Annotated in this window: 10 protein-coding genes; 6 read left to right on the top strand and 4 right to left on the bottom strand. The window is 57.2% G+C overall.

What is annotated here, in order from left to right:
• Positions 1–268: 268 nt before the first annotated feature.
• Positions 269–1,168 carry a LysR substrate-binding domain-containing protein gene (locus QRN60_RS26365; RefSeq protein ID WP_111785190.1) on the bottom strand — a complete coding sequence of 300 codons (900 nt, stop codon included), beginning with the start codon at positions 1,166–1,168 and terminating at the stop codon, positions 269–271.
• Positions 1,169–1,372: 204 nt separating this feature from the next.
• On the opposite strand from QRN60_RS26365, the gene QRN60_RS26360 reads away from it, so the two are divergent.
• The 6 genes from QRN60_RS26360 to QRN60_RS26335 all read left to right on the top strand — a co-directional run bounded on the left by QRN60_RS26360 (position 1,373) and on the right by QRN60_RS26335 (position 7,857).
• Entirely contained in the window at positions 1,373–2,218 is an 846-nt protein-coding gene (locus QRN60_RS26360; protein WP_111785191.1) for a transporter substrate-binding domain-containing protein, read from the top strand.
• A 100-nt stretch (positions 2,219–2,318) separates the two neighbouring features.
• Complete coding sequence (locus tag QRN60_RS26355; protein WP_111785192.1) at positions 2,319–3,005, top strand: aspartate/glutamate racemase family protein; 687 nt, start codon at positions 2,319–2,321, stop codon at positions 3,003–3,005.
• Positions 3,006–3,073: 68 nt separating this feature from the next.
• Positions 3,074–3,733 carry an amino acid ABC transporter permease gene (locus tag QRN60_RS26350; protein WP_111785193.1) on the top strand — a complete coding sequence of 220 codons (660 nt, stop codon included), beginning with the start codon at positions 3,074–3,076 and terminating at the stop codon, positions 3,731–3,733.
• Between the two features lie 19 nt (positions 3,734–3,752).
• Complete coding sequence (locus QRN60_RS26345) at positions 3,753–4,529, top strand: amino acid ABC transporter ATP-binding protein (protein ID WP_111793151.1); 777 nt, start codon at positions 3,753–3,755, stop codon at positions 4,527–4,529.
• A 191-nt stretch (positions 4,530–4,720) separates the two neighbouring features.
• Complete coding sequence (locus QRN60_RS26340; RefSeq protein WP_111785194.1) at positions 4,721–5,974, top strand: NAD(P)/FAD-dependent oxidoreductase; 1,254 nt, start codon at positions 4,721–4,723, stop codon at positions 5,972–5,974.
• Positions 5,975–6,102: 128 nt separating this feature from the next.
• Positions 6,103–7,857 (top strand): thiamine pyrophosphate-binding protein, encoded by a 1,755-nt coding sequence (locus tag QRN60_RS26335; RefSeq protein ID WP_111785195.1) that lies wholly within the window; start codon positions 6,103–6,105, stop codon positions 7,855–7,857.
• A 154-nt stretch (positions 7,858–8,011) separates the two neighbouring features.
• On the opposite strand, the gene ydiJ is transcribed toward QRN60_RS26335, so the two are convergent.
• From ydiJ to amaB, 3 genes are read right to left on the bottom strand one after another with little or no spacing between them, the layout of a single operon-like run.
• On the bottom strand, positions 8,012–11,059 hold the full coding sequence (gene ydiJ, locus QRN60_RS26330) for a D-2-hydroxyglutarate dehydrogenase YdiJ (protein WP_111791480.1): 3,048 nt from the start codon (positions 11,057–11,059) through the stop codon (positions 8,012–8,014).
• Positions 11,060–11,081: 22 nt separating this feature from the next.
• Complete coding sequence (locus QRN60_RS26325; protein WP_111785197.1) at positions 11,082–12,317, bottom strand: pyridoxal phosphate-dependent aminotransferase; 1,236 nt, start codon at positions 12,315–12,317, stop codon at positions 11,082–11,084.
• Between the two features lie 9 nt (positions 12,318–12,326).
• Positions 12,327–13,859, bottom strand: a complete 1,533-nt coding sequence (amaB, locus tag QRN60_RS26320) for an L-piperidine-6-carboxylate dehydrogenase (RefSeq protein WP_111785198.1) — start codon at positions 13,857–13,859, stop codon at positions 12,327–12,329.
• Positions 13,860–13,888: the final 29 nt, after the last annotated feature.

Genomic DNA, 13,888 nt, shown 5'->3' with positions numbered 1-13,888 from the left:
TTCTTCCCACCAGGGATCATAAGTGGAAAATTCCAGTTCTAAATGGCCTAATTTAATGGGGGCACGTCAACTTTTACTGACAATTCCGCGCCTTCATCAACACAGCAACGATCCGCCGGACAACATCGCGACCGGCACCGCCGATCCGCTCTAGCGTACAATCCGATTTTGACCTGTTGATACAAACCGGTTGCATCTCCATACAAATCGCTCTGGCATTGAGATAATCTCAGTGTGGGGATATCATGATTTGTCTTGTGAAATCGTTCTATTGTTCCCCGTATCTACGAGATTGCCTGATCAACCAATCCCTGAACAACACAACATTCGGATTGTTCGCTTTTCTTTCAGGGTAAACGACATAATAGGAATCGTCGGAATGTGTAGCTTCTCCGAACGGCATATGTAGTTGCCCGTTTGCAATTTCATGTTCGATGTAAAACGTCGGCACGACTGCTATACCAAGCCCGCTGACTGCGGCATTTATGATCGTCTCATAGTGACTAAATCGTATTCCCTGAATACGACCGCTATAAGATAATCCGGCAAAACGCAGCCAGTTCAGCCAGAGGCTCGGCCTGCCGGCATTTTGTATCATAGGGAAATTCGCAAAATCGAGTGGATCGAGTTTCTCGCCCAATGGAATGAGGCTGGGTGCTGCAACGACAGCAAGTTTTTCAGGGAAAAGTTCAATCGCGCGGGCATGAAGCCACGTGCCAGCCCCCCTCAATACCGTTATGTCCAGACGTGTCGTTTCAAAATCTGTCGCAGGGGTCGCGAGTGTGAATTCGAGAGGTATGTCGGGAAATGCCGAGATGAACGTGGACAGCCTTTGCGGCAACCAGCGGGCCGCAAAAGTTGGATGCGTTCCCACCATCAGGGAGGAATCCACACTACGGCCCCGAACCGCATCGATCGAGATTTCCTCAAGCCGGTCCAGCGTGAACGCAAGGTCGCGATAATAGTTGGCCCCCACTTCCGTCAGCACCAAACGTGGGCCTGAACGGTGAAAAAGGGTAGTCCCCAGAAAATCCTCCAGATTACGGATCTGCCGACTGATACCGCTCTGCGTGAGACCGAGATCATCAGCGGCGCGCGTGAAGTTCATATATCGGGCAGCAGCTTCGAAGGCATGCAGCGCCGAAAGTGATGGAAGATACCGCCTCAATGCCCAACCCCTTCATCATGACTAAAGCTCATGCAAGGTGGAGTATTCGATGTTTTGTTTTAAATGCAAGATCGTCAAGACTGACTCATCCGGCGAACGTGCCTGTAACCCGAAGGGAAAAGGTAGCTGCCGAGACTGCCACGCGGATAACTGGGAACCCGCCGAAGCAGGAGTACCATCAAATAATGTAAAAAAGGGGATGACATGAACAGACGTGATTTTGGAAGCCTCCTTGGACTTGCCGGTGCGGGCGCGGTTGCAACCGCGCTTGCTGCACCTGCACTCGCACAGGCGCCCGCTGCTGGCTCAACATTTGAACGCATACGCAGCAGTAAGAAGCTGCGTGTCGCCGGGATCGTTGGAACCGAACCATATTATCATAAGGATATCGCGACTGGTGAGTGGTCTGGCTTTTGTATGAGCATGGCCCGCGATCTGGCAAAGTCGCTCGAGGCTGAAGTCGAAATCAGCGAGACCACCTGGGGCAACGCAGTTCTCGATCTTCAAGCCAACAAGATCGACATCATGTTCGGCCTTAGCCCCACACCGTCACGTGCACTGGTGGTCGAATTCACCCGTCCGATCATGCAGAATACCTTCACCATTATCGCCAAGCCTGGCCTTGAACCGAAGACCTGGGAAGAGCTGAACAAGCCGGAAATCCGCATTGCGGTCGATATCGGATCGACACATGATCTTTTTGCCCGTCGCGTTCTGCCAAAGGCGACACTCGTCGCGCTGAAGACCCCTGACGAGGCGACGCTCTCGGTTCAAACCGGTCGCGCTGACGCTGTCATCCAGGTCGCAATGCTGTCACTGGTAACTGTCAAGAAGAACGCGAATGTCGGCAAAATCGTTGTTCCCGGACCAATCGTGCGTCAGCCGACCTGTGCTGGCGTTCGTGCAGAGGACAGCTCACGATTCCGGACTTTTGTAGACAACTGGCTTGAATTCAATCGCTCTTCCGGCGTGGTGACGAGTTGGATTACCTCAAGTCTCGATCTGGTCGGCGTCCAGAAAGAGGATATTCCGGCCGATATTCAGTTCTGATGATCGGGTGTGGACAGGGTCACCCGTGATCCTGTCCCTGTTTCCAACAGGAGCTACCGTTGCGTCATGCACGGCGGCCATTGTATTTTCCGGTGAAATCATGGCCAACTCGCTTGGTATCATGATGCTCGACACAACGTTCGAGCGTCCTTTGGGTGATGTGGGCAACGCGGGAAGCTGGCCATTCCCTGTCGTCTACAAAACTGTCAAAGGCGCAAGCGCCAGAAAGATCGTCAATGGTGAAGACGATGCGGCGTTGCTCGATGCCTTTGTGGCCGCCGGTGAAGAGCTGGCGAGAGAAGGCGCCTGTGCATTGACGACATCATGCGGTTTCCTGGTGCTGCGACAAAGCGCGCTCGCAAGCCGCCTGACGCTTCCTGTCGCAACGTCCAGTCTGCTGCAAATTCCGCAAATCACCGCCTTTCTTCCCGCTGGAAAGAAGGTCGGAGTGATTACATATGATTTCAACTCTCTAACGGATCGTCATTTCCGGGAAGCAGGCGTCAAGGATATTCCTCCGGTTGCCGGACTGCCCAAAGGCGGCGCGTTTCACCAGTTGATCGAGGGCGGCAAGCCCTATGACCGCGAGGCCCTCAGCAACGAGTTATTGCAGACGGTTCAGGATCTCGTCGACAAGCAGCCTTCCATCGGCGCGCTCGTATTTGAATGTACAAACTTGCCGCCTTTTTCAGCGGAGATATCGAAGCGTTTTGGTCTTCCGGTGTTCGATATCCTCACACTTGGCCGGTGGCTTCATGCAGGAGCTTCGATACGTGAAGCGCGCTAGAGCATTTCCAGGAAAAGTGGACGCCGGTTTTCCGTCCGGAAATGCGTAAAACAAAAAGTGGGAACGATATGCAATATCAATGGGATTTCAATTTTCTCATACAGTACCAGAGCCTGATCTGGACGGGTGTCCTTTATACAATCGGGTTTACGATTGGCACTGCGGTTTCAGGCTTGATTGTCGGTTGTCTGGTTGCCCTGGCTCGCCTTGGGAACGTAAAAATCTTCGGCGCGCTTATCACGGGCTTCATCGAGATATTCCGTTGCACGCCGGTCCTGGTCCAGCTTGTGTGGTGCTATTATGCGCTGCCGATCCTGACCGGAATAGAGTTGTCTCCGGGTTCGGCAGCCTTCATCACGTTGACACTTTATGGCGCATCCTTCTTCGGCGAAATCATCCGTGGCGGTATCATTTCAGTCGATCTCGGCCAGTGGGATGCGGGACGCGCGCTTGGCATGCGGCGACATCAGCTCATGGCTCGGATCGTCCTGCCCCAGGCATTTCGCAGAATGATCCCGCCCTTGATGAACCAGACCGTTCTACAGTTGAAGAACACGTCGCTTCTGTCGGTTCTGGCCGTTCCTGATCTGCTTTATCAGGGCCAGTTGATCACATCGGCGAGCTATCGGCCGCTGGAAACCTACACGATGATCGCTGTCATCTATTTCATCCTCCTTTTCCCGCTGACACGCTTCGCCCACCGGCTTGAAGCGCGCGCAGGCCGCTGATCACGAAAGGCTTATCATTATGTCAGAACACACTATGATCGAGCTTGTCGGCGTGAAAAAGTCCTTCGGCGACTTCGAGGTACTGAAAGACATTACGCTGAACGTGAAGAAAGGAAGCGTTGTCGCCCTCATCGGCCCCAGCGGCTCAGGAAAGTCGACATTACTGCGAAGTGTCAATTTGCTGACGGTTCCGGAGCAGGGCTTCATTCGCGTGGGGGATCAAGCAATCGACTTCTCCAGCACGCGAAAGCTGCCCGGCGACAAAGCGCTTGCCGCCTTCCGTGCAAAGACAGGAATGGTTTTCCAGAGCTTCAATCTTTTCCCGCACATGAGCGTCGAGCAAAACGTGATGGAAGGTCCCATCACGGTTCTGCGAAAATCCAAGGCCGAAGCAAGGGAAATCGCCCGCGGGCTGCTCGAAAAAGTCGGGCTCGCCGACAAGTCCATGGCTCATCCGGACAGTTTGTCCGGTGGACAGAAGCAGCGAGTTGCGATTGCACGGGCATTGGCGATGAAGCCCGAAGTCATGTTGTTCGACGAGGCGACGTCGGCGCTCGATCCCGAACTCGTGGGAGAGGTGTTGTCCGTGATCCGCTCCCTTGCCGCCGAAGGTATGACGATGCTGCTGGTCACGCATGAAATGGCATTTGCCCGCGATGTGGCGGACCGTGTGGTTTTCATGCGTGACGGATGTGTCATCGAGGAAGGCGAAGCGCGCCAGGTTATCGACAATCCGGCTCAACCGGCGACGCGATCCTTCCTGAGCCATTTCCATAATGGTCTTGGTCCGAACTGATTTGCCGATTGGCCCACTCGCTGGTCCTGGTTGGCACGCAAACTGAAAAACAGGTCATCCCGGTTCTGCCCCGGGGTCCATTAAAGTGATCGAAAAGCGTTGAACCCAACTTCCGCTCACAGCAGGAGACAGATTTTTGCGCCCATCGATCAGCGATCGTCTAACCGCTGTAATGCTCGGGAATGATAGACATGCACGTAATCGTAATTGGCGCAGGCATAGTGGGTGCAAGTGCGGCGCTGGAATTAATCCGGGACGGCCATCAGGTTACAATTCTTGAAGCCGGTGAGCCGGGTGGGCGCCAGAGCGCCAGCTATGGACACGGCTGCTGGATCAGCCCTGCATCGGTCGTACCCATGTCGATGCCGGGTCTCTGGAAGCAGATTCCGAGTTATCTGTTCAATCCAAAAGGTCCGCTCGTCATCAGTTGGCGGCATATTCTCAAGCTCCTGCCTTGGCTGGTGAGGTTTCTCATTGCCGGCTCGACGGTCGCCCGGGTCGAGAAAACCGCGCGTGCGCTGTCAACCCTTCTTGGAGACAGCCCGCAACGCCACCTCAAACTGGCTGAAGAATTGGGCCTCGGCCATCTCATTCGACAGGAAGGCCTGCTCTACGCTTATCCCGGCAAACAGAATTTCGAAGCGGAAAAATTGTCATGGCATCTACGATCGATGACAGGTTTGCGCTGGAGGGAATTGAATGCCGAACAATTGCATGAGCGGGAGCCACACCTTTCCAGCCATTACACCTTCGGAGTTCTGGCGGAAGATGGCGCCCATTGCGTCGATCCCGGTACATACGTCGCCGCGATTGTTGCAAACGCAGTTGTACGGGGCGCGCGTCTTGTCAAAGCGCGGGCGAAGGATTTTGTTTTCGACGGCGACAAACTGGTAGCAGTTGAGACGGATAACGGTCGCCTCGAATGCGACAGGGCCGTGATCGCATCCGGTGTCTGGTCCAAAGTACTCGCACGCAAGGCTGGCGACCGGATTCCCCTCGAAGCAGAGAGGGGCTACCATGGCGTTCTTGTTTCCGAGGAGAACGGGCCTTCGCGCCCAGTCATGCCAAGCGATGGCAAGATGGCGAATACACCGACATCACAAGGTCTGCGCCTCTCCGGACAGGTCGAACTGGCATCGGTAGAAACACCACCCAACTGGAAGCGTGTCGATATTCTGATCGAGCACGCCCTTGCCACATACGATCACTTGACGCCACGCGCGGAGATGAAGCTCGACCGTTGGATGGGGCATCGCCCGTCTACACCGGACGGTCTGCCGGTCATTGGCGCCTCCTCCCGTTCGAACAATGTTTTCTATGCCTTTGGGCACGGGCATGTCGGGTTTGCGTCTGGTCCGATCACTGGCCGAATTGTAGCTGACATGGTGAGCGGCAAGGTACCCACCTCCGGTATCGAAGCGTTTTCGCCAAGGCGTTTCACCTGAGTGCGTCCGGGCCATGAAAGTTGGGAAAAAATCTCATCATGCCTCCCGCGGCATGGATCGGTCACTGTGATCATCCTCAAACCGCGTCAGGTTTTGACTGAATTTTAAAGTAGCGAAAGGAGACCGTCGTGCGCGGTGCAGATATTCTAGTGGACATGCTGATCGGATATGGGGTCGAAGTGATATTCGGCGTACCGGGGGACACCAACGTTCCTCTTTATGAGGCCTTGCAGGAACGCGAAGACAAGATTCGCCACGTCATGGCACGCGACGAACGCTCTGCCGGTTACATGGCCGATGCCTATGGACGCTTTACCAGCAAGCCCGGCGTCTTCGAGTGCCCATCGGGCGCAGGCGCCATGTATTCGCTGCCTCCGGTAGCTGAATCGAATTCCTCTTCGGTTCCGGTCATTCTGCTGACGATCGACATTCCCCTCCCCGGTGAAGGCCGTGGCGTCTTGACCGAACTGGATTGCGCTCGCCTGTTCGACCCGATCACCAAAATGTCGGTGCAGGTGAAATCAGCGGAGAAACTGCCGGAAATCATTCGTCGCGCATTCCGCGTTGCGTGCTCTGGCAAACCAGGTGCAGTCCACCTACAAATTCCGGAAGACATGCTGCTGGCCGAGGTAGACCCGGCGCGGATATCGCTTCACGTCGAGACGGAATGCAGACAGTTTCCCGCATATCCCACGCTTCCGCCGCAGGACAAGCTAGACGCGGTGATGTCGATGCTGACAAGCAGCAAGAAACCTCTGATCGTTTCGGGCGGCGGCGTCAACCGCTCCTGCGCCGGACCGGAGGTCACTGAGCTCGCTGAACGCCTGAATATTCCAGTTTGCACCACAATGACTGGCCAGGGCACCATGCCTGATGATCACCGGCTGGCTGTGGGCGTCATTGGCGACAACGGATTTCATCCGCATGCCAACTGGTCTCTGGAACACGCCGATTTTGTCCTATTCGTCGGATCAAGAATGGGTTCGGTCGTAACCATCGGTTGGACCTTCCCGAAGATCACGCTCAACAAGCGTGTCGCCCAGATCGATATCGATCCTGAGATCATGGCCAACAACTACGAAAATGTCGTATCGGTACAGGGTGATGCACGCCTTGTGCTCCAACACCTCATCGACATGGCCCCTATTGATAATGATGCGGCAAGGACGCAGGAATGGGTCGATGAACTGAACGGGTTGCGTGCCAACTTCTGGCAGAATGCCGAAGCGCTCTTGAGCTCCGAAGCCGCTCCGCTGCGCCCCGAACGCGCGGTGCGCTGCTTTAACGAGGCGCTCGAAGCCTACGGAAAACCGGCTCACATCTATTCCGACGCGGGCACGCCAACCCCGCACATGACACGCTTTCTCAAATTGAAAGACCGCAGGACCCGATTTGCCATACCGCGCGCGTTCGGCGGCCTGGGGTCTGCGCTGCCAGCCACAGTTGGAGCGTGGTTTGCGAACAAGGACCGGCGGCCGATCGGCATGTTCGGTGACGGCTCGTTCGGCATGACGGTAGGCGAGCTTGAAACCTTGGTGCGCCTTCAGGTTCCCGCCATTCTCCTGCTGTTCAACAACGGCACCTTCGGCTGGATCAAGGGGCTTCACCGCCTGAAGGGCCACAACCAGTGCTTCGGCGTGGATTTTATGCCGCCGCGCGGGCAGGCGATTGCGGAAGCATTTGACGTCAAGGCCTGGACAGCCACCAATTCGAAAGAACTCGACGAGGCACTGGCCGAAGCCTTTGCATATACATCCGGCCCATGCTTGATCGACATTCACGTCGAATCGATCGCTGATCGCGTTCCGCCCGTCTATTCGTGGCTAACCAAGCGCGGCAAAGACCCTCTGAGCATCAAAGCTGAGGAAGTTCGCTACTTCTGAGCCGCAGCACAAAACCAGAGCGCCGGTGCAGTTCACCGGCGCTTTTGTTGCAGGACAGGCGTCGAGGAAACGCTCGCATTGGTCGGCGCCCGGTCCTCCAATGGAATTCCTGGAACGTCCGACAAGATCATCCCGGGCCTCTTCTATGGTTTTTTTAAAATGGGTCTTTTGAGCCGATAAGCCGATCTATCACCTGCAACGGGTGCGGCAACGACTTCTCCTCAATCACCTTCACCTGCGAGCGGCAGGAATAGCCCGTGGCCATGACCACATTATTCCCGTTTACATTTGACACCGGCGCCGACCAGCTCATGCCGTAAAGCTTTTCGGATATCGCGCGGTTGCGCACCTCATGGCCGAAGGTTCCGGCCATACCGCAACAGCCGACATCGATGATATCGAGGCTTATTCCCAACCCTTCGAAAATCCGTTTCCACTGCCCTCCTGAGGCGGGAATATTGCTGCGTTCGGTACAGTGCAGCAACAGTCCGAAGCTGGAGCCCTCTTCCCGAGGCAGGGTTTCCGGAAGCCGCCCGGTTTGTGCAGCCAGCCACTCCTGTGGCAAAAGAACAGTGGCCTTTAATGCCGCACCCGGCAGCGATTTGTATTCGCTGCGAAACGCCAGCGTCATCGATGGATCAAGCCCGACAAGCGGCACCTTGAGATCGGCAATCGATTGGAGATAACGCGCCGTTTGCGCCGCCGCACGCTCGAAACGGCCGAGATAGCCATATACATGCAACGCCTTGCCATTGATCTGCGGCTCGGCAAGAAAGGGCAAAAGCCCCATCTTGCGGGCAAGCCTCACTGCCGCAAGCACGACATCCGGATCAAAAGAGGCCGTGAACACATCGGGCACGAACACCACCGCCCGGCACCGGTCCGCCGGGGTGAGCTTTTTGATCCGCTCGCGGGTGGCGGTGGGGACGCTGAGGCGACGAACCTGGTCTGAAAGCGAAACGGCCGGCAGCAACGGCAGCGATGTCAGCCCTGCCATATGTATGAACCGCCTGCCCGTTTCTGTCCCGGCAATAAGATTGTAAAGCAGCCGCGCCCGCATCATCAGGGGCAATGTGGTCTCGATAGCAGCAACCAACGGGTCTTTCAGGGGGCGCAGATAACGGCTGTAATAGAGTTCCAGAAACCTGGCGCGGAACGCAGGCACACTGACCTTTACAGGACATTGGCCTGCACAGGCCTTGCAGGCCAGGCAACTGTCCATGGCCTCACGCACTTCATGGGAGAAATCGCTTTTGTTGGCCGGATTAAGCGTGTTTGCCGCCCGACGAATAAATGCCGGCAAGGCCGCAATTCCGACGCGCAACGCCGCAGCCTCCTTTCGCGGATCGGTTCCCTTTTCGGCAAGCAATCGCAGCCATTCCCGCATCAGCATCGCCCGACCCTTCGGCGACAGGCGTCTGTCGCCCGTTGCCTTGTAGGACGGGCACATCGGGCTGGTCTCATCGAAGTCGAAACAGGCGCCATTGCCGTTGCAATAAGCGGCATTATCGAAAGCGGATCGGATTTCGTTGCCGATAATTCGATCGACGCTTCCTCTCAGCGGCACTTCGTCGATTTTCAACAGGGCTTGTGAAGCCGGTGTGGCGATCTTACCGGGATTAAGGCGATTATCGGGATCGAACGCCTGCTTGATGCGCTGCAAATCCGGGTAAAGGTCCTGAAAGAACTGCGGCACATATTCCGAACGCACGCCCTTGCCGTGCTCACCCCACAACACGCCGCCATATTTGCGGGTCAGCGCTACCACGGCATCGCTGATGTGGCGTACCATCGGCATATGGTCATCGCGGGTCAGGTCGAGCGCCGGGCGCACATGCAGAACGCCCGCATCCACATGGCCAAACATGCCGTAGGACACGCCGGCATCATCGAGCAGCGCCCGAAACTCCCGGATATAGGCCGCAAGGTTCTGCGGCGGCACGGCCGTATCTTCCACAAAGGCCACCGGCCTCACCGGCCCCTCGACATTGCCCAGCAGACCGACGGCGCGCTTGCGCATCGCCCAGATCGCTTCGGCATCATCATGACCACGGGCAATGGTATATCCCCGATGGTTGGCGTCAATGTCGAGCGCTGCAATGACCTGCGCCAGATGCCGCTCCAGCTCAGCCTCGTCATCGGCCAGCAGTTCGACAATATTGATTCCGTTGGCTGCACCGGCCGCATCATCGGGAAAGAAACGGGCTATGCCGTTCCAGACGATATCGCCCTTCGCGAGGCGGAGGACCTTCTCGTCAACAGTCTCGACAGACGCAACCTTCAGCGCAGTGAGTTTACGGCCATGTTCCAGCGCGGTATTGAAATCGCCATAGCGAATATTCACCAGCGCCACATGTGCCGGGATCGGCAGCAGATTGAGTTCGGCTTCGCCGATCATCGCCAACGTGCCTTCCGAGCCACACAGAATGGCGTTGAGATCGAAATCACCATTGTCGCGCCGCACATGGGCAAGGTCGTAACCCGTCATGTAGCGGTTGAGATCGGGGAAAATCTCGCGGATACGGGCGGCCTTTTCGCGGGTAATCTGCTCGACAGTGCGGTAAATTTCGCCTGTCCGGTCATCACGGGCCATCGTTTCAGCCAATGCGGCGCTATCCAGCGGGCGTGACCACAGGTCCGAGCCATCCATGAGCACCACGCGCAGGCCGCGAACATGGCCTGAGGTCTTGCCATAGAGGCATGATCCCTGGCCGCAGGCATCGGTGGAAATCATCCCGCCTATGGTTGCGCGGTTCGAAGTCGAGAGTTCCGGTGCAAAGAACAGGCCATAGGGTCTGAGTGCCCGGTTAAGCTGGTCCTTGACCACACCCGCCTCGACACGAGCCACCCGCGTCACAGGATCGATCTCAAGGATCCGACGCATGTGGCGGGAACAATCCACCACAACGCCTGATGTCAGCGACTGACCGTTGGTGCCGGTGCCACCGCCGCGCGGCGCAATGACCATGCTGCGAAAGGCAGGCTCTGAAAGTACCTTGGCAACAATTTTCAGGTCACCGGTATCTTCGGGAAAAAGCACCCCGGCAGGCTCCATCTGGTAGATGGAGTTATCGGTGGCAAGGACCGCGCGAGAGGAAGCCGATGTTTCTACATCCCCTCGGAACCCGGCTTCAATGATACGCTCAAAGAAACCGGCGGGAGCCTGCACTTCTTCGCAAGCGGACCGGAGATGTGGAATCATCGGCTTGCACGTTTCATTGCGTTCAGCCCTTCAGGGCTGCGCAGGCGCGGGCGATACGGTCAAGTGCCTCGACCAGCTCGGCTTCCGACGTCGCGTAGGAAATACGGAAGAAAGGCGAGAGGCCGAATGCCGAGCCGGGAACGACTGCCACATGGGCATCTTCCAGCAGATAATCGGTAAAATCATGATCCGCCTCAATCCGCTTTCCTTTCGGAGTGACCTTGCCGATGATGCCCGCACAGCTGGAAAACGTGTAGAACGCCCCCTCCGGTGTGCGGCACTCCAGCCCCTCGATGGCATTGAGACGCGCCACGACAAGATCGCGGCGATGGCGAAAACTCAGCTGCCGTTCCTTCAGAAAATCCTGAGGCCCGTTGAGCGCTTCGACGGAGGCTGCCTGGCTGATAGAGGAAGGACACGATGTCGCCTGACTCTGGATAACCGCCATTGCCTTTATCAGCGCCTTCGGGCCGCCAGCATAACCGATACGCCAGCCAGTCATGGCATAGGCTTTCGAAACGCCGTTAATGGTCAGCATTCGCTCTTTCAGGCGCGGCTCTATTGCCGCCGGCGTTACAAAGCGAAAATCGTCATAGACGATGTGCTCGTACATGTCGTCAACCATCAGCCAGACATGCGGGTGGCGCAAGAGCACATCGAGCAGCGGCCGGTAATCAGCCTCGCTATAGGCGGCACCGGAGGGATTGGAAGGTGAGTTGAGAAGCACCCAGCGGGTTTTCGGCGTGATCGCCTTCTCGAGCTGCTCTGCCTGCAGCCGGAACCCAGCGCTCGCATCGCTGGGGATCAGAACGGACACGCCTCCGCAAATCTCCACGATATCCGAATAGGACGTCCAGTACGGCGTGGGAATAATCACTTCATCGCCCGCATCGAGTGTCGCCATGAAGGCATTGAACAATATCTGCTTGGCGCCGGTCGCTACGGTGATTTCATCAGGCGTGTAGTCGATGTGATTTTCGCGGCTGAATTTGGCGACGATCGCCTTTTTCAACGCGGGGGTGCCGTCGAGTGCGGTATATTTCGTCTCGCCCGCATCGATGGCCGCTTTCGCGGCATGCTTGATGTTATCGGGCGTGTCGAAATCCGGCTCGCCCGCGCCGAGCACGATGACAGGAAGCCCCTCGCGTTTCATCGCCGCCGCACGCGCACCGATCTGGAGAATTTTCGATACCCCGACCGAGGCAATCCTTGAGGCAGGTCTGAAACCCGCCTCCACTATGGCGGTGGAAATTGTCATAATCACACCTCAGTCGATATCAAACGAAACGCCCTGCGCCAGCGGCAGCGATTTGGAATAGTTGATGGTGTTGGTGGCGCGGCGCATATAGGCCTTCCAGGCGTCGGAGCCGGATTCACGGCCCCCGCCGGTTTCCTTCTCGCCACCGAAGGCGCCGCCAATCTCCGCGCCCGATGTGCCGATATTGACATTGGCGATGCCGCAATCAGAACCATCGGCGGCCAGAAAACGCTCCGCCTCGCGCATATCGAGCGTGAAGATCGATGACGAAAGACCGGCGCCAACAGCATTATGGCATTCGATGACAGCCTCAAGATCGCTATATTTCATGACATAGAGGACAGGTGCGAAAGTCTCTTCCAGCACCGGGCCTTCATGCTTCGGCATCTCGACCAGCGCGGGCTTGACGTAAAATGCCTCCGCAGCAGCGCAATCGACGCGTTCGCCGCCATGAACCACGCCGCCATGCTGGCGCGCCTCAGCCAATGCTTTCTGCATGCTGTCAAATGCCAGCCGGTCGATCAGCGGGCCGATCAAGGCGGAGCCATCCAAGGGATTGCCCACGGAAACGCTGCCATAAGCTTTTTTCAGACGCGGCACGAGCCTGTCATAGACGCTTTCATGGACAAACAGGCGGCGAAGCGTGGTGCAGCGCTGACCCGCAGTGCCCATGGCTCCGAACGCGATGGCGCGCAGCGCCATATCGAGATCGGCGGAAGGGCAGACAATGCCGCCATTATTGCCGCCCAGTTCAAGGATGGCGCGGGCAAAACGTGCCGCGAGACGCGGCCCGACCGCACGGCCCATACGGGTGGAGCCCGTGGCGGAAACCAGCGGCACTTTCTGATGGTCCACGAGGACTTCACCGATTTCGCGATCGCCGATCAGCACCTGCGAAAGACCGTCCGGCGCATCGCCGAAGCGACTGATGGCCCGCGCAAGAACCGCATGCGCCGCAAGCGCCGTCAGCGGGGTCTTTTCCGAAGGTTTCCACACAACGCTATTCCCGCAGACGATGGCGAGCGCAGCATTCCAGGCCCAGACGGCGACCGGGAAATTGAAGGCGGAGATAACGCCGATAACACCGAGCGGATGCCAGGTCTCCATCATCCGGTGGCCCGGCCGCTCGGTGGCGATTGTCAGGCCGTAAAGCTGACGGGAAAGACCGACCGCGAAATCGCAGATGTCGATCATTTCCTGCACTTCACCAAGTCCTTCGGAGGGGATTTTCCCGGCTTCAATGGATACGAGACGTCCGAGATCAGCCTTGGCGGCACGCAGTTCTTCGCCGAGCAGGCGCACCAGTTCGCCGCGCCGCGGCGCAGGAACCAGACGCCACTGGCGGAATGCGTCATCGGCCTTATCGATGGCAGCGTTGGCCTGCTCCGGCGTTACGGTTTTCAGCTTCGCAATTTTCTCGCCGGTGACCGGCGAAAACGAACCCATATCACCTGCGGTATAAAGTGACTTTTCGACACCAAGGCGTTCGAGAATGGCGGCTGCTTCTTCTGCAACGGATGCGGATTTAACGGTGATGTTCATCGTTCAAAACTCCGGTTTGGGAATCGGGA

This window comes from Agrobacterium sp. CFBP2214, from assembly GCF_030209895.1.
Classification (GTDB): Bacteria; Pseudomonadota; Alphaproteobacteria; order Rhizobiales; family Rhizobiaceae; genus Agrobacterium; species Agrobacterium radiobacter.
Note: the sequence above shows the minus strand (reverse complement) of the source record. Positions and strands in the feature narration are given on the sequence as shown.